This is a genomic window from Vibrio methylphosphonaticus (genome assembly GCF_023634655.1).
In the GTDB taxonomy this organism is placed as follows: Bacteria; Pseudomonadota; Gammaproteobacteria; order Enterobacterales; family Vibrionaceae; genus Vibrio; species Vibrio methylphosphonaticus.
Genome location: NZ_JAMKMS010000019.1, coordinates 48,999 through 65,708, shown reverse-complemented (window position 1 = coordinate 65,708; position 16,710 = coordinate 48,999). Strand labels below are relative to the sequence as shown.

At 42.5% G+C, this 16,710-nt stretch carries 18 protein-coding genes; 9 read left to right on the top strand and 9 right to left on the bottom strand.

Annotated features, from left to right (window positions below):
* The 4 genes from ccoS to uspE all read left to right on the top strand — a co-directional run bounded on the left by ccoS (position 1) and on the right by uspE (position 2,786).
* Positions 1-192 carry a cbb3-type cytochrome oxidase assembly protein CcoS gene (ccoS, locus tag M9196_RS19080; RefSeq protein ID WP_250619101.1) on the top strand — a complete coding sequence of 64 codons (192 nt, stop codon included), beginning with the start codon at positions 1-3 and terminating at the stop codon, positions 190-192.
* A complete protein-coding gene (locus M9196_RS19075; RefSeq protein WP_250619100.1) occupies positions 182-856 on the top strand; it encodes a sulfite exporter TauE/SafE family protein in 675 nt (224 codons plus the stop codon). Before ccoS ends, M9196_RS19075 begins: the two co-directional genes overlap by 11 nt.
* A 91-nt stretch (positions 857-947) precedes the next feature.
* Entirely contained in the window at positions 948-1,694 is a 747-nt protein-coding gene (locus tag M9196_RS19070) for an FNR family transcription factor (RefSeq protein ID WP_250619099.1), read from the top strand.
* Positions 1,695-1,841: 147 nt separating this feature from the next.
* Positions 1,842-2,786 carry a universal stress protein UspE gene (gene uspE / locus M9196_RS19065; RefSeq protein ID WP_250619098.1) on the top strand — a complete coding sequence of 315 codons (945 nt, stop codon included), beginning with the start codon at positions 1,842-1,844 and terminating at the stop codon, positions 2,784-2,786.
* A gap of 153 nt (positions 2,787-2,939) precedes the next feature.
* Here uspE and ttcA read toward each other — a convergent pair whose 3' ends face one another.
* The 4 genes from ttcA to M9196_RS19045 form a co-directional block, all read right to left on the bottom strand.
* Entirely contained in the window at positions 2,940-3,833 is an 894-nt protein-coding gene (ttcA, locus tag M9196_RS19060) for a tRNA 2-thiocytidine(32) synthetase TtcA (protein ID WP_250619097.1), read from the bottom strand.
* A 178-nt stretch (positions 3,834-4,011) separates the two neighbouring features.
* Positions 4,012-4,671, bottom strand: a complete 660-nt coding sequence (locus M9196_RS19055) for a DUF2987 domain-containing protein (RefSeq protein WP_250619096.1) — start codon at positions 4,669-4,671, stop codon at positions 4,012-4,014.
* 5 nt (positions 4,672-4,676) lie between these two features.
* Positions 4,677-5,477, bottom strand: a complete 801-nt coding sequence (locus M9196_RS19050) for a glucosaminidase domain-containing protein (protein WP_250619095.1) — start codon at positions 5,475-5,477, stop codon at positions 4,677-4,679.
* Positions 5,470-6,321 (bottom strand): DUF2189 domain-containing protein, encoded by an 852-nt coding sequence (locus M9196_RS19045; RefSeq protein WP_250619094.1) that lies wholly within the window; start codon positions 6,319-6,321, stop codon positions 5,470-5,472. The genes M9196_RS19050 and M9196_RS19045 overlap by 8 nt, the downstream gene beginning before the upstream one ends.
* A 335-nt stretch (positions 6,322-6,656) precedes the next feature.
* Between M9196_RS19045 and potA the strand changes: the two genes are divergently transcribed.
* The 5 genes from potA to M9196_RS19020 all read left to right on the top strand — a co-directional run bounded on the left by potA (position 6,657) and on the right by M9196_RS19020 (position 11,803).
* The gene (potA, locus tag M9196_RS19040) at positions 6,657-7,772 is read left to right on the top strand and encodes a spermidine/putrescine ABC transporter ATP-binding protein PotA (RefSeq protein ID WP_250619093.1); all 1,116 of its coding nucleotides are present in this window, start codon (positions 6,657-6,659) and stop codon (positions 7,770-7,772) included.
* Positions 7,756-8,613: a spermidine/putrescine ABC transporter permease PotB gene (gene potB / locus M9196_RS19035; protein ID WP_250619092.1), complete on the top strand. Its 858-nt coding sequence runs from the start codon at positions 7,756-7,758 to the stop codon at positions 8,611-8,613. The genes potA and potB overlap by 17 nt, the downstream gene beginning before the upstream one ends.
* Positions 8,613-9,383 carry a spermidine/putrescine ABC transporter permease PotC gene (gene potC, locus M9196_RS19030; protein WP_250619091.1) on the top strand — a complete coding sequence of 257 codons (771 nt, stop codon included), beginning with the start codon at positions 8,613-8,615 and terminating at the stop codon, positions 9,381-9,383. The genes potB and potC overlap by 1 nt, the downstream gene beginning before the upstream one ends.
* A 102-nt stretch (positions 9,384-9,485) precedes the next feature.
* Positions 9,486-10,517 (top strand): extracellular solute-binding protein, encoded by a 1,032-nt coding sequence (locus M9196_RS19025; RefSeq protein ID WP_250619090.1) that lies wholly within the window; start codon positions 9,486-9,488, stop codon positions 10,515-10,517.
* A gap of 248 nt (positions 10,518-10,765) precedes the next feature.
* The gene (locus tag M9196_RS19020) at positions 10,766-11,803 is read left to right on the top strand and encodes an extracellular solute-binding protein (protein WP_250619089.1); all 1,038 of its coding nucleotides are present in this window, start codon (positions 10,766-10,768) and stop codon (positions 11,801-11,803) included.
* Between the two features lie 160 nt (positions 11,804-11,963).
* Here the strand turns inward: M9196_RS19020 and cobB are convergent, their stop codons facing one another.
* The 5 genes from cobB to fdh3B form a co-directional block, all read right to left on the bottom strand.
* Positions 11,964-12,704 (bottom strand): Sir2 family NAD+-dependent deacetylase, encoded by a 741-nt coding sequence (gene cobB / locus M9196_RS19015; RefSeq protein ID WP_250619088.1) that lies wholly within the window; start codon positions 12,702-12,704, stop codon positions 11,964-11,966.
* Positions 12,705-12,930: 226 nt separating this feature from the next.
* Positions 12,931-14,151 (bottom strand): ammonium transporter, encoded by a 1,221-nt coding sequence (locus M9196_RS19010; protein WP_250619087.1) that lies wholly within the window; start codon positions 14,149-14,151, stop codon positions 12,931-12,933.
* Between the two features lie 421 nt (positions 14,152-14,572).
* The gene (locus M9196_RS19005) at positions 14,573-15,004 is read right to left on the bottom strand and encodes a hypothetical protein (RefSeq protein ID WP_250619086.1); all 432 of its coding nucleotides are present in this window, start codon (positions 15,002-15,004) and stop codon (positions 14,573-14,575) included.
* Positions 15,005-15,019: 15 nt separating this feature from the next.
* Positions 15,020-16,081: a formate dehydrogenase subunit gamma gene (locus M9196_RS19000; protein ID WP_250619085.1), complete on the bottom strand. Its 1,062-nt coding sequence runs from the start codon at positions 16,079-16,081 to the stop codon at positions 15,020-15,022.
* A gap of 11 nt (positions 16,082-16,092) precedes the next feature.
* Complete coding sequence (gene fdh3B / locus M9196_RS18995; protein ID WP_250619084.1) at positions 16,093-16,701, bottom strand: formate dehydrogenase FDH3 subunit beta; 609 nt, start codon at positions 16,699-16,701, stop codon at positions 16,093-16,095.
* Between the last annotated feature and the right edge of the window lie 9 nt (positions 16,702-16,710).

The window sequence follows — 16,710 nt, the reverse complement described above, 5'->3', positions numbered from 1 at the left end:
ATGGAAAGTCTGTATATATTAATCCCTATCGCTATCGTACTTGTCTGCGTGGCTGTTGGCATCTTTCTCTGGGCCGTTAAAAGTGAACAGTTTGAAGATTTGGAGCGTCAAGGGCACAACATTCTCTTTGATGAAGATGTGACAACAGAAACAGAGCCAAACAAAAAAGAAGAAGATCAACGTGACTCTTGATCTTTTAGGCGCTTTTACCATCGGTCTATTAGGCGCGGGCCACTGTATGGGAATGTGCGGTGGCATAGCGTCGTTGTTATCTATTGGGCAACCGCATAATACCCCTACCTTACTCATCATAAACTACAATCTCGGTCGATTGATTAGCTACGTAATGATCGGTAGTGTGGTAGGCGGAATGATTGCAGGGATTGCAACGTTATCTCAATTTAACCATGCGCTATCGTTGTTACGAATACTAGCCGCACTTTTCATGATCTTACTCGCGCTCTACGTTGGGCGTTGGTGGAATGGTCTATTGAAAGTGGAAAAATTGGGGCAGCTATTATGGAAGAGTATTTCACCTCTCGCGAACAAGCTCCTTCCTCTTAAACATTCAAGTTACGCTATCCCATTTGGGTTCCTTTGGGGTTGGCTACCATGTGGGCTGGTTTATTCAACGCTTACGTGGGCTGCCGTCTCGGGAAGTGCACTCGGTGGCGCGATGACGATGCTTGCATTTGGTTTAGGCACTCTACCCGCCATGCTGTTAGTAGGCAGCAGCGCTGCTAAACTACAATCCCTGCAAAATTCAGCTAAATTTCGTAATATAGCCGCATTTTCCATACTGATATATGGCTTATATACAGGTTACGATGCGGTGACTATTTTTAACGCAAACTAATAGATGATTGTTTTATCATTGATTTTTTAGCTACCCTTTAGAGGTAAGGAATGATAAAATATTGATGTACATCAAATAGTGATAGGTTGTTATGATTTCTGAAAAACCTGCAGCAAAACGAATTCAATCAGGTGGCTGTGCCATCCATTGTCAAGATTGTAGTATTAGTCAACTGTGTATTCCGTTCACTTTGAATGAAGCAGAGCTGGATCAACTTGATCAAATTATTGAACGTAAAAAACCCTTTCAAAAGGGTCAAGAGCTGTTTAAAGCTGGCGATGAACTAAAGTCTCTTTATGCTATTCGCTCTGGAACTATTAAAAGTTACACCATTACAGAGCAAGGTGATGAACAGATTACTGCTTTTCATTTAGCTGGCGACCTCGTCGGATTTGATGCTATCACTGACGATGAGCACCCAAGTTTTGCTCAAGCACTAGAAACATCAATGGTATGTGAAATACCGTATGAAATCTTAGACGACCTTTCGGGCAAAATGCCTAAGTTACGTCAGCAAATCATGCGTTTGATGTCGAATGAAATTAAAGGTGACCAAGAGATGATCCTCTTGTTGTCAAAGAAAAATGCTGAAGAACGTCTTGCGGCTTTTCTTTATAACCTATCTACGCGCTTCTCTCAACGCGGCTTTAGCCCAAGAGAATTTCGCCTGACTATGACTCGAGGCGATATTGGTAATTATCTGGGCTTAACCGTAGAAACGATCAGTCGTCTACTCGGTCGCTTTCAAAAGTCAGAAGTCCTAAGTGTAAAAGGCAAGTACATCACCATTATCGACCATGACGCGTTGATGGAAATGGCTGGCGTATCTAAAGAGTAGTCTTTCGCTTACTTTGTTGCTTAATATAGTGGCTCTTTGATGAGCCACTTCAAATTTCTTCCCCTAACCCCTTACTTTCTCTAAAAAGATTCTCCTAAGTGCGCTAAAGTTAAGTGAACGAAGTTACCATTTTGGTAAGGAGACTCTATGAGCATATACAATAACATTCTCGTCGTTGCTAATTTAAATAGCGAAGAGCAACCTGCTCTTGTTCGTGCTGTACAGCTTGCAAAGAAAAGCCGCTCAAGAAGTCGGATATCGTTTTTTCTCTCTATTTATGATTTTTCTTATGACATGACATCGATGCTTTCCCATGATGAAAGAGATGCCATGCGACGTGGCGTTATTCAGCAGCGTGAAGAATGGATGAAAACACTTGCTGACCCATTTACTGACGACAGTTTTGATTTGGAAATCAAAGTCGTTTGGCACAATCGCCCTTACGTTGCCATTATTGAAAAAGTATTTGAAGATGGTCACGATATTGTTATCAAGGCGACCCGCAAACATGACATCTTAGAGTCTGTTATTTTCACCCCCACCGATTGGCACCTTATTAGGAAATGCCCTGCTCCGGTGTTATTAGTGAAAAACTCTGACTGGCCAGCCGACGCCAATATCGTAGCTTCCGTTCATGTAGGCTCAGAAAACCCAACGCATATTGATCTCAACGATAGCATGATTCAACAACTTGATAGTTTAACCGAGCGTTTGGGGGCGACGGGCTATCTGGTTAACTCCTACCCTGTAACTCCCGCTAATATCACCATAGAACTGCCGGAGTTTGACCCAGCAACTTACACTGATGCGGTAAGAGGTCACCACCTCACTGCGATGAAAGCATTACGTCAAAAACATGGTTACGCAGAAGAGCAAACCATCGTTGAGCAAGGGTTACCGGAAGACATTATTCCTGAAGTGGCAAAACGCTTGGACGCTGCAATGGTTATTTTAGGTACAACTGGGCGCACGGGGCTATCTGCTGTTTTCATTGGTAATACAGCTGAGCATGTGATTGATAAGATTAATTGTGATGTGCTTGCGCTTAAACCTGATGGTTACATTAGCCCACTAGCACCAAACGACGAGTAAGGTCACTAGTCAGTGTTAGATACGGTCACCCATAAGCCGTTGTCAAAAAGAGGCGGTTAAAAAAAAGAGGCCATTAGCAAAAAGCCCCATTTATGGGGCTTTTTGCTGCTTGTTCGTCAGTGCATATCCGGAAAGGGGCAGCACTGATGACCGCTAGATATTTGCAACATTGATAAACATCGACTCATCGATGTTTGAAGATGAAATTTCCGCTTCGTTAAACCCGTATTGAGCGCGCTCTCCTTCTCTATCAATCGGGAGGTTTTCGAAATCAAATAAATCTTTATCCGCTAATTGGCTTGGGCTTACATTTTGAATCGACTTGAAAATCTTTTCTACGCGACCGGGGGTCTTCTTATCCCAATCAATCAGCATTGCTTTAATACTTTGGCGCTGTAGATTTTCTTGCGAGCCACAAAGGTTACACGGAATAATTGGGAATTCTTTATGCTCAGCATACTGGATCAAATCAGCTTCACGACAATACGTCAGCGGACGAATGACCACATTACGACCATCATCTGAACGAAGCTTAGGCGGCATCGCCTTTAAACGTGCACCATGGAACATGTTTAAAAACATAGTTTCAACAATATCGTCTAGATGATGACCCAATGCGATTTTAGTCGCACCAATTTTTTCTGCAAACGAATATAAGGTGCCGCGGCGTAAACGTGAACATAGGCCACATGTTGTTTTACCTTCAGGGATTTTCTCCTTCACGACTGAATAGGTATCTTTATCAACAATGTAATAAGGAATATTCAATGTTTCAAAGTACTCAGGCAAAATGTGCTCAGGGAACCCTGGTTGTTTCTGATCGAGATTGACCGCTACAACGTCAAAATGAATTGGCGCCGCTTCTTTCAATCGTAACAAAATATCGAGCATCGCAAATGAGTCTTTACCACCACTGATACATGCCATGACCACATCATTCTCTTCAATCATGTTGTAATCTATGATGGCATTACCAACATTTCTCCTAAGGCGTTTTTGGAGTTTGTTGAATTCAAGTGTCTCTTTTCTGGTATCTTTTTGATTCATTGCGATTTCTCATACTACCGACTTGTTCGACGATCATTGACCGTCGGATGCGTTCTAGGGCGCGGATTATACTTTGTTTTGTAGGATGTGAAAACAAGCAAAATAATAGTCAGCCTATTACTTGCTTGTTTTGTCTGTCAATTAGCGACATCGGCCAGCATCTAGCTCGCCAACGCAGTTAATTTGCACTAGGGATATATGGTAATACTCGGCTCGTTTTCGCGGGAAGCTGCATGAAACCGTTTTTATCTATTTGTTCGAGTAAGACTTGAGCTTTACCATCAGAAATTTCGATAAACGCTCCATCGGATAGCTCAATACGACCGTCCGATAGTTCAGCAAACTCTAAAGTAAGCCCAGCAACATCTGCGGTAAACCAACCAGAAAACATACCGCCAAGATCGGTAAGCATGGTCTGCATTTGCGGCAAAAGATTTGCAATATCTTGATAAGACACCTTCCCAGCTAGCGGTTCTTTAGTCATCACAACCATAGAAAAGTCACATTGTCTCATTGGTGGCGTTTGTATGTAGACCAATGGATTTGCCTGCTTCAAATTACCGTCTAACGGAACTAGTAACTCGTTGTATTTGCTTGTCTTTAACTCTTCGTATTTTTCCTCTTTTTCCATCCAAGCTTTATCAATAGTACATAGCTGCTGGGTCTGGGCATCCACAAAGAAAAATCCGACCTTAACGTCTTCATGTCCTTCTTTGATATTGTTCTTCATTTGAGAATAGAGTTTAGAGTAGGTAAAACGATATTCTTGTGCTGTTGCAGGCATGGCTAACACGCCCGCGATCAGTCCAAGTAAGGCTAAGTTGGCTGCTTTTTTCATAGTTTTTATTTTGATGTCCAGAATTCTTCATTATGGCGAATCATCGCTTGTAAGTCTTTGACGTATGCCTCACCGCGCTCAGAGTAACGAAGCAAACCATTTGTCATCGCCAGTGCGGAGGTTTCCGTCAATGGCGATGCTCCACTCTCACGTAATTGAGTACGGATAGCTCGAAGTTCACTATAGGCATTGTTTCTATTTACATTCATGAAATACCCATGAATAGATTGCTGAGGCGATGAAAACTTAGCAACCTCATGTGTTTTACCTTCCCCACGCTGCAGAGGCACTAGGCCACATCCGCTGCTATAACACCATTGCCCGAAATAGTTGTTGGCTTCTTTTGCAAAACGAGACGTTCCCCAGGCCGATTCATTGGCGGCCTGTGTTAACACCAATGACTCTGGTAATACGTCGACGCGCTGTAGAATTTGCTCAACCCACTCATAGGTCACCTCGGAAGGCTCAAGATTGTATAATCGCCCTATTCGCTTAGCGGTTTCAATTTGCTCTTGCGTTAAAGATTGCTCATCGAGGGCCAGCTTCAATTGTAAAATTCGCTTACGCTCGTTCACTATTCGCGCATTTTCTATGGCGACCCCAGGTCTTAAATAATCAAAAAATGTTTGTTTCTTTTCTTTAATGTCGGTAATCGCACCAATGTCCGGTGGTGAATCTGAGATTGGCGTCAGTGCTGTCTCTGAAGCATCATTGCCATCATAGCTTTCGTTCTCTTGATTCAGGTACCACAACGTACTGCCCGACAGCAACACGGCGGCTGTAACTAGCTTGTGCGTCTTACGCATCGAAAACCTCAGGGTTTTTGTTTGGTTTATCGTTATTACTGTCGTTGCCATTATCGTGTGGTGGTCGACCTTGACCTTCATCAGTATCATCATCTTGATTCGCGGTTATTTGAAGTTTAATGCCAAACATTTCGCGATATAAAATACCTTTTACGTGGAAGAAAAATGGTAAGACAAAGATCAGTCCTATTCCGTAGAACATAGCGCCAACGATAAACATCAGCATCATAAGCGTATAGATACCTGCAAGAACAAAAATTTTCTTATTTACCGCGCGCAATGACAGTAAAAGCGATTGCATTGGTGGAATACGTTTTTCACAAATAAGTAATATCGACTGACTAAACGCTAGCGACAGATACATAGAGATGAACGGCAGCATCATCCCAACTACGCCCTGTAGTACAAGGCTTGCTAACGTAGCAATAATGACTGGCACGGTAAACTGTAAACCTTTTGCAATATGACGAGACTTCGTTGTCAAACCACATGCATGACTCATTGCCATTAATGACACGCTGGCATAAAACGGTGCGCTTACGACTTCATAACTGAAATTGGCGACAAAAATAGCTTGAAAGATTCGTTCATCAAGTAATGATGGGTCCTGAAAAGCTTGTAAGATCAGGCTCGGATCGCCCAGCTGAAGTTTGAGCGCGACATAAAAGATACCTAGCTGAACAAAAATAAGAGCGATGATCGCAGGAGAGAACGACATGAAATGCTTCATGGTTTGTTTCCATGCTTCTTGAAATACGTCGCCGGCTTTTAATTCATACTGACCCGATACCGCTCGCTCAATACTTCCACCTAAATTGAAGTCTCTTTCAAAATCATTTTTCATAGTTTTTCCATGTCACACTTAAGAATGCGAACGTCTATTTTTCCGTTAAAAAGGCTGCGCCATTATAGCGGTATCACGTAACGATTATCACGCTAATAAGCTTGCTTTATTATCTTTTTGGATAATAATTAACCACTTGATAAGGTGAATTTTTCATCTTGAAGCTTTCTGAAACAAGTATGGTTAATAATGTTTAGTTTTACCTGCGAAATTTTTTTTGTTTCAAGATAAAAAGTACTTTGATTTCACCCCATTGGTGATTATGATGCGCGCCTTAATCGTGTATCGCAACAGGCCAAGAAAAACCAAACGGCCAAGGTGGAGATAAGCAGACATTGAACGCTAAACAATCAGTAGGAACACCAGTCATTCAACTAGCTGGTGTAAGTAAAAGTTTCGATGGTAAGGAAATCATCGCAAATCTAGACTTAAACGTAAATCATGGTGAGTTTCTTACTATCTTAGGTCCTTCAGGTTGCGGTAAAACAACCGTACTCAGAATGATTGCAGGTTTTGAAACCGTAGATAACGGTTCTATTAGTCTTGCAGACCAAGATGTCACCGAAGTTCCTGCTGAGCAAAGGCATGTCAATACCGTCTTCCAAAGCTACGCCCTATTCCCGCACATGACGGTTTTTGAAAACGTCGCGTTTGGCCTGCGTATGCAAAAAGTGCCAAGCGCGGACATTGAACCGAGAGTGACGGAAGCGCTTAAAATGGTTCGGCTTGAAAAAATGGCGCAACGTAAACCTCATCAACTTTCTGGTGGTCAGCAACAACGTATCGCAATTGCTAGAGCTGTGGTGAATAAACCAAAAGTATTATTACTTGATGAATCGTTGTCAGCACTTGATTACAAACTCCGTAAGCAAATGCAGATTGAGCTAAAGCAACTACAACGTCAGTTGGGCATTACCTTTATTTTCGTCACTCATGACCAAGAAGAGGCGTTATCAATGTCTGATCGCATTATCGTTATGCGAGATGGCGTAATTGAACAAGACGGGTCACCGCGTGAAATTTATGAAGAGCCTAAAAACCTGTTCGTAGCACGCTTTATTGGCGAGATTAATGTCTTCAACGCGACGGTTAATCAACGCATTGACGATAAGCGCATTCAAGCTGTGATTGAAGGTCAAGAGTGTATTGTTTATCACGACCAGCCTTGTACCGATGGTGAAAAGTTACAAGTATTACTTCGCCCAGAAGATTTACGAATAGAAGAAATCAAAGAGTCCGAAACCAAAGGTATTGTTGGCCATGTTGCTGAGCGTACCTACAAAGGCATGACGCTTGATTCTGTTGTAGAACTTGAATCTGGAATGCGTGTAATGGTCAGTGAATTCTTTAATGAAGATGATCCTGATGTTGACCACTCTTTAGGTCAAAAAGTTGCCGTTACTTGGGTTGAAAGCTGGGAAGTGGTATTAAAAGATGAGCAAGAAATTTAGTTTACAAAATGCCATCATCGCATTAATCGTTAGCTGGTTAGTACTCTTCGTATTAATCCCAAATGTGATGATCATCGGCACAAGTTTTTTAACTCGGGACGAAGCTAATCTCATTGAGATGACGTTTACGCTTAATAACTATGCCCGTTTGTTGGACCCGTTATACGCCAAAGTAGTCATGCATTCGTTCTACATGGCGATTGTCGCGACCTTAATTTGTCTTGTTATTGGCTATCCGTTTGCCTACATCGTTGCCAAGATGCCAGAAAAATGGCGTCCGTTTATGCTCTTCCTAGTGATTGTACCTTTTTGGACGAACTCTTTGATTCGTACTTATGGTTTAAAAATAGTTCTAGGTACTCAGGGAATATTGAATAAAGGCCTACTAGCACTGGATATTATTGATAAGCCGCTTCGTATTATGTATACGGAAACCGCTGTCATGATCGGTTTAGTCTATATTTTACTGCCGTTTATGATTCTTCCTCTCTACTCAGCGTTAGAGAAATTGGATCATACCTATATCGAAGCGGCAAAAGATTTGGGCGCAAGTAAATGGCAAACTATTACGAAGGTTATTTTGCCTCTAACTATGCCAGGCATTATTGGTGGCTGTTTGTTGGTGCTTTTACCTGCACTCGGTATGTTCTATATTGCCGACCTGCTTGGCGGAGCGAAAAACCTACTCATTGGTAACGTAATTAAGAGCCAAATTCTTAATGCGAGAGATTGGCCATTTGGTGCGGCGACCAGTATTGCTCTAACAACAGCAATGGCCGTTATGCTCTATGCCTACTATCGAGCAGGTAAATTATTAAACCGTAAAGTGGAGCTCGAATAATGGGTCGCACTGCTAAATTTGGTTTCATGACATTAGTTTATGCATTTTTGTACTTACCAATCATTGTATTGATTGCTAACTCCTTTAATGCCAATAAATTCGGTATGAAATGGGGTGGTCTCACCACCAAGTGGTATCACGCACTGTTCAATAACGATAGCCTTATGCAAGCGGCTTGGCATTCGATTAATGTTGCCGTATTTTCTGCGACGGCAGCGACGTTAATTGGCAGTTTGACTGCGGTAGCGCTGTTTCGATATCAGTTTAAAGGTAAGCAAGCGGTAAGTGGTTTATTATTTATCGTTATGATGTCCCCTGACATTGTTATGGCTATTTCATTACTGGCCATTTTCTTGGTAATGGGCGTTCAACTTGGTTTCTTAACCCTACTGGTCGCACACATCACGTTTTGTTTGCCGTTTGTTGTTGTAACCGTTTATAGCCGCTTAAAAGGCTTTGACGTTAAAATGTTAGAGGCAGCAAAAGATCTTGGTGCAAGCGAGTGGACAATCCTAAAGCAGATTATTCTGCCACTGGCTAAGCCTGCAGTAGCCGGCGGCTGGTTGCTAAGTTTCACATTATCTCTTGATGATGTCATTGTGAGCTCGTTTGTTACTGGGCCGACTTATGAAATTTTACCGCTGAAGATTTACTCAATGGTGAAGGTTGGGATTTCTCCGGAAGTGAACGCCCTAGCAACCATTATGCTTATTGTGTCGTTGGCTTTGGTCATGATGTCGCAGTTTCTTGCTCGCGAAAAAATTAAGTAATGGTCTACTGTCGTCAATTTTAAAAGTGAGAGCAGAGTGACGGCGTCACTCTGCTTTTTTTATTTATGCCATTATGGCAGCGTTTGTTTGGAGCTTACGTCAATGAAAAAATGGGCTACTTTATTAGCTGGTAGTGCATGTGCACTTTCTCTTGCATCAGGCATGGTGAGTGCTAAAGAGCAACAATTGGTCTTCATGAATTGGGGACCTTACATCAACAGCAACATCCTCGAGCAGTTCACTGAGGAAACAGGCATAAAAGTCATTTATTCAACTTATGAGTCTAATGAAACCCTTTATGCTAAGTTGAAAACACATAATAAAGGTTATGATCTTGTCGTTCCATCCACCTACTTCGTCGCGAAAATGCGTGATGAAGGGATGCTACAAAAAATTGACAAGAGTAAACTCAGTAATTTCGGTAACCTTGACATCAATTACCTAGACAAGCCGTATGACCCAAATAACGATTACTCGATCCCTCACGTTGTCGCGATTACGGGTCTTGCGGTCAATACCGACATGTACGATCCAAATGACTTCACCAGCTGGGCAGATTTATGGAAGCCTGAGTTAGAAGGCCAGTTAATGATGATGGACGATACTCGTGAAGTGTTCCACATCGCGTTACGTAAACTGGGCTATTCTGGTAATACAACTGATCAAGCTCAAATTGATGAGGCGTATGCTGAACTTCAAAAGCTAATGCCAAACGTATTGGTGTTTAACTCAGATAACCCTGGTTCACCGTATATGTCTGGCGAAGTCGGTTTGGGTATGCTGTGGAACGGTTCAGCTGCTGCTGCGCAAAAAGAAGGCGTCCCTTTACAGCTGGTTTTCCCTAAAGAAGGCGGCATTGGTTGGGTCGACAACTTTGCTATCAGCTCAGGCGCCACCAACGTTGAAGCCGCCCACAAGATGATAGATTTCCTGCTGCGTCCAGACATTGCAGAGCAAATCTCAAATGACACGGGCTACTTGACCGCAGTAAAAGCGTCAAACGACAAGTTCAAGCATGAACCAGCCCTATTTCCTTCTCAGGAAGATTTAGATCGAGTTGAATGGCAAGACTCAGTGGGCGATAAGACCGTTGCGTACGAAGATTATTTCATGAAGCTAAAAGCTGGACAGTAGTTTCGCTACTTTCCTTAAATAAAGGTGGCAGATGCCACCTTTATTATTTCTAGACGCCCTATTACATTCTAAACGTTTATTTTTTGTAAACAGCTACATAGAGATATCATTCAATCACTGATATAATCTTGTGACTTACGTCAAATTATCTATGACGTCCAAAGTAATTTGATGTTAATGACTAAACCATCATCAAATTGTCATGCGTTCTATGGCGCTTTAGTTAATAAAATACAAACGGAAAAGTAATGAAAAGCAAACTGTATGCTAGCGCCCTTTGTGCGGCGACTCTCTTCACTACCCCGGCGTTTGCTGCCAACGAAGAACTCTATTTCTACAACTGGTCTGAATACATTCCAAGTGAAGTATTAGAGGACTTTACTAAAGAAACAGGGATTAAAGTCATTTATTCAACCTATGAGTCTAACGAAAGCATGTACGCTAAGTTGAAAACTCAAGGTTCGGGTTATGATTTAGTGGTTCCTTCTACGTATTTTGTTTCAAAGATGCGTAAAGAAGGCATGCTGCAAGAAATAGATAAAGACCAACTATCACACTTTCAAGATCTTGATGTTAACTATTTAGATAAACCGTTCGACCCTGATAACAACTTTTCTATTCCTTATATTTGGGGCGCAACAGGCATTGGCGTTAACACCGACATGCTCGATAAATCTGCAGTTAATAGCTGGGATGACTTGTGGGATCAAAAGTGGGAAGGTCAGTTGATGATGATGGATGACTCTCGCGAAGTCTTCCATATTGCGCTAACAAAACTGGGTTACTCTCCAAACACGACAAATCCCGAAGAAATTAAAGCCGCGTACGAAGAACTGCGTAAGCTCGTTCCAAATGTATTGGTATTTAACTCAGATTTCCCCGCCAACCCTTATTTAGCCGGTGAGGTATCACTGGGTATGCTTTGGAATGGTTCTGCTTATATGGCTCGTCAAGAAGGGGCATCCATTGAAATCGTTTGGCCAGAAAAAGGCACGATTTTCTGGATGGACAGCTTAGCGATTCCATCGGGTGCTAAGAATGTTGAAGCCGCTCATAAGATGATTGACTTCCTACTACGTCCAGAAAATGCTGCTAAAATAGCATTGGAAATTGGCTACCCAACACCAGTAAAAACGGCTTACCCGCTCCTACCAAAAGAATTTGCTGAAGACAAAAATGTCTTCCCACCACAAGAGGTGATGGATTCAGGTACGTGGCAAGATGAAGTAGGTGAAGCTGGTGCGCTTTACGAAGAGTACTTCCAAAAGCTTAAAGTTGACAATTAAGATAGTCTAGCGTGACTAATAGGGCTGCGAGCATTACGTTACGACTACCCTATTCACTCTAAATCAAAGCCCTCATTTTAAAATGAGGGCTTTTTTTGTTATCCATTTATTTTGTTATCAACAATAACGAATTGATGGCAGGTATGGAATCCGTGTTGTATTACAATAATGTCTCGTGGTCTTGAGTTTGCAATGCCAAGAGTTCTCTCACTAATTTTGGAACTTCTAGACTCGCTTTACCGTATCGTTTTTCTTCAAATTCACTTTGAACGGCGCTGGGCTCAAGGTTAATTTCTATAGTATGCGCACCATGCATTTTTGCATCGTGCACAAAGCCAGCAGCCGGGTAAACCACACCCGATGTACCGATCGAAATAAACAGGTCTGCAGCCTCAAGCGCTGAATAAATATCTCCCATCTTTAACGGCATTTCACCAAACCAAACAATGTGGGGGCGAATCTGGCTCGGTAATTGACAGCAATGGCACAAATCACCTGTAACAATGTCTTCTTTCATATCGATCACTTGTCCAGACTCAGAGCATCGGGCTTTTAGCAATTCCCCATGCATATGAATGACATTATCACTGCCACCCCGCTCATGAAGGTTATCGATATTTTGCGTAATGATGGTAACGGAACCATCAAGATCTCGTTCAAGTTGGCCCAATGCAATATGAGCGGCATTAGGGATAATGCTGGGTTGTTGAAGCTTTTTACGCCTTTGATTATAGAACGTTTGAACTAAATCCGGATCACGAACAAAGCCTTCAGGCGTAGCGACATCTTCTATTCTGTGGTTTTCCCACAGCCCATCTTGTGTCCGAAATGTTTGTATCCCCGACTCAGCTGAGATGCCCGCACCCGTTAAAACCACAATATTTTTATAAGGGAAGTTCATAAACCATCCTTGTTCAGATCTAAGCTATACCACAAGAATAACATGGATTACTGTCGTCACCCTAGTTTTGACCGTTAGACCATAGTCTAATGCCTTTGATTTAAAAGAATTATTTATAGATTTTACGCCGAGGGCTTCTCACACTTACGTGTTGTAAACATTACAATGCAAAAGAGGCGTCTATCGACGCCTCTTACTATGTAAAATACATGCTGTTTCCGATGACCTAATCGTCACTGGTTGATGAAATTTTATGAATTGCTAAATCCGCTCCGTTAAATTCATCTTCTTCGGATAGCCTTAGGCCAGTCACCTTGTCTAATACACCATAGACAACCAGGGCACCCACAAGTGCTACAGTGATACCCGCAAGCGTTCCAACCAACTGCGCTGCAAAACTTACACCACCTAGCCCACCTAATGCGCTTTGACCAAATATACCTGCAGCGATACCGCCCCAAGCACCACAAAGACCATGTAGTGGCCATACGCCTAATACATCATCAATTTTTGTTTTATTTTGTAGGTAGGTAAATACCCAAACAAACAAAGCACCAGCGATTGAACCGGTGATCAAGGCGCCGATTGGGTGCATAAGATCTGAGCCAGCACAGATTGCAACAAGACCCGCCAGTGGACCATTATGAATAAAGCCTGGGTCATTTTTCCCAACGATAAGCGCCGCTAATATCCCGCCAACCATCGCCATTAAAGAGTTCATCGCAACAAGCCCACTGATGCCCTCTAGCGCTTGTGCAGACATAACGTTGAAACCAAACCATCCGACACTTAGGATCCATGCACCTAAAGCTAAGAATGGGATATTGGAAGGCGCGAAGTTAGTGTGTTTCCCTGCTCTGATACGCCCTCTTCTCATTCCTAAAAATATAACCGCAACTAACGCAATCCAACCACCGACACCGTGCACCACAACAGATCCGGCAAAGTCATGAAATCCTGCGCCAAATGTTGTCTCTAGCCACCCTTGAAATCCAAAGTTTCCATTCCAAATCATGCCTTCAAAAAAGGGATACACTAAACCAACAGTAAAGAACGTTGCCAATAGGATTGGATAGAATCGAGCACGCTCCGCGATACCTCCTGAGACGATCGCCGGTATTGCCGCTGCAAATGTTAGTAAGAAGAAGAACTTAACCAACTCATAACCGTTTCCTTGTGATAGCGTTTCCGCATCAGCGAAGAAGGTGCCACCATAAGCAACCCAGTATCCAATAAAGAAATAAGCGATAGCTGAAACGCCAAAATCGGCGAGTATTTTAACTAGCGCATTCACTTGGTTCTTTTGCCTAACGGTACCTACCTCAAGAAAAGCAAAGCCTGCGTGCATTAAAAACACCATAATCGCTCCTAGTAATAAGAAGAGCGTGTCAGAGCTTTGTGTGAGTGTTTGTACTGCGCCATGTACCTGTTCTACCGAAGGGGTCATGTATCGATTACTCCTTTAAACCATATTTCCATGTAAAGCATCATTGTTGTGCTTCATAATATTTCAAACACACCAAGTTGGTGCTTAAAATTAACATGGCTTGATAAAAGCAAGAACCATTCCAAAACCTGCAATTAGATAATCAAAAAGTAACATACTGATTTTAATATCATTAAACTTCACCACGGCTATCAAAGCACCTATGCGCTGGTATTTTTATGCACCAGAATGGTGATAAGCACTAATTTTGTGCGCACTGTAATGTTGCAAAATAGTTAATAACACTTCAACATAATGGAATATCAAACATAGTAGAAGGCATAATAAAGGTAAGCGGTAAAAGAAAAGTTCACGACAAAAAAAAGCCCACATTTCTTTCGAAATATAGGCTTTGTTAGAATCAAATCTTGGGTCGCAGCCCCTATTGGGTTGTATCAATCAGTTGAGGACCTTTATCAAACGTCATAGGAATATTACGCTTGAGCATATCCATTCCCTTAAACATACGAACGATCCAAACGATAATAGCAATCGCGGCGAACACCATCCCAACATAGGGAATTACGTTGGCAATTTGATCGAGCCACGTCGCTTTGTACCAATAATGGGTCACACCTTTCAGTAATCCGTTCGATGTTGCAACGGTCACAATGAGTACGACAAAAAAGGTTAAGTTTAGAAAAAACGTCCTAATTAGTCCGTAATAATGCGAGTTGACGACATCTGTATCTTCGCCTTTATCTAACCTATAGCCTGCGTAAACAATGGCAATAACGCCGGATATAAGTAAAGTAAAAGGCGTAAAGAGGCTTAGGATGTACGCATACCAAATGCCTTTATGTTGTTGCTGCATACTAGTCGTACTCCCTTAAGTCAGTTTACTATCAGATTGAGCCGTCGTAGCGCTCGAAGAAGCATTCGTTACCGAATTTACGTCGTCATTTTCCGAGTTCTTCATTTCTTCAAACCACAAATCATGATGCTCTTTTGCCCATGTTTCATCGACTTCGCCAGTGACCATCCCTTCCAGCGCACCTTCCATGCCAAAGAGACCTATATAGATGTGAAACACAAAGCCACAAATTAAAATAAGCGCAGAGAACATGTGCACTAAATTTGATAGTTCCATGTCACGTCGAGTTTGACCAAAGATTGGGAAATCTAAAATCAATCCACTGACAGCGGCAACAGCACCAAAGCAGATCAGTAACCAATAAATCGCTTTTTCACCACCATTTGAGAAGCCAGCCGATGGGTGTGACCCTTTATGTTTACCAACCATGCCGCCAAGCTTCATAAACCACTGCACGTCAGTTTTATTAAAGATAGATTTTCTCCACCATTTAAATAAAACGGCGAAAAGTAGGATGAAGAACAATGGACCAATGTAGTTATGATATTGCTTGGCAATGTAAATCGTCCAACCCCAAAGCTCAGTCGGTACATACGGTTTCATGAAGTGCTTACCGTAAACCAACATTAAGCCACTAAAAGCAAGAGTGAGGAACGTGAACGCCATACTCCAATGGAGCGCACGATCCATTCTAGACCAGCGTTTAACCTTTTTACCCGTTCGCGGCGCACTCAATTTCAATGGACCAACGATAAAGTACATCAGTACGACCATGGCAATACTGCCAAAAATCGCCACAGCTGCAGCAGGTGACATCCACTTTTCTTTCAAAACAAACCAAGTTTCACCTGGTGTACTTATCAGTACACCATGCTCTGGAGACGCCGACGTGGTGGTTCCTTCTACCCCATCTTTAACGGCACGCCAATAATCAGCACCGGCTAACTGGATCATTTCACTTTGCACTACTTTGTCATTCTTGCTCTCTTCTGCTCTTACTCCAAACGACAACATTAGCAGTAATGCTGCCAACACCGGCAGCATTGCAAGAGCTTGGTTTCTAAGCGTACTTAGCATACGTGTCTCCATTAGCTCTTAGTTGCATCGTAAGACAGATCGTGTCCGTCGCTCCAGCCAGCATTTTTTGCGCCACGCTCTACCACACGTTGACGGAATATGTCAGAGACTTTTTCTGCATCTCCAGCAAGCAGTGCTTTGGTTGAACATAGTGATGCACACATAGGCAACTTGCCTTCTGCAATTCGGTTTGCACCGTATTTAGCGTGCTCTTCCTCTGAATTATCTTCAGTTTCAGGGCCGCCAGCACAGAAAGTACATTTGTCCATTTTGCCTCGCTCACCAAACGATGCTTGTTTAGGGAATTGCGGAGCACCAAATGGACAGGCAAATAAGCAGTAGCCACAGCCAATACAAAGGTCTTTATTGTGCAATACAATCCCATCTTCAGTGTGCTCAAAACAGTCTGCAGGACATACCGCCATACAAGGCGCATCCGTACAGTGCATACAAGCGACCGAAATGGAGTTTTCACCCGGTTCTCCATCATTTAACGTGACGACTCGGCGACGTTGAATACCCCATTCAAGCGCCTCGTCATTTTCATTTTTACATGCGGTGACACAGCCGTTACAGTCAATACAACGCTTGGTGTCACAAAGGAATTTCATTCTAGCCATTTTATGACT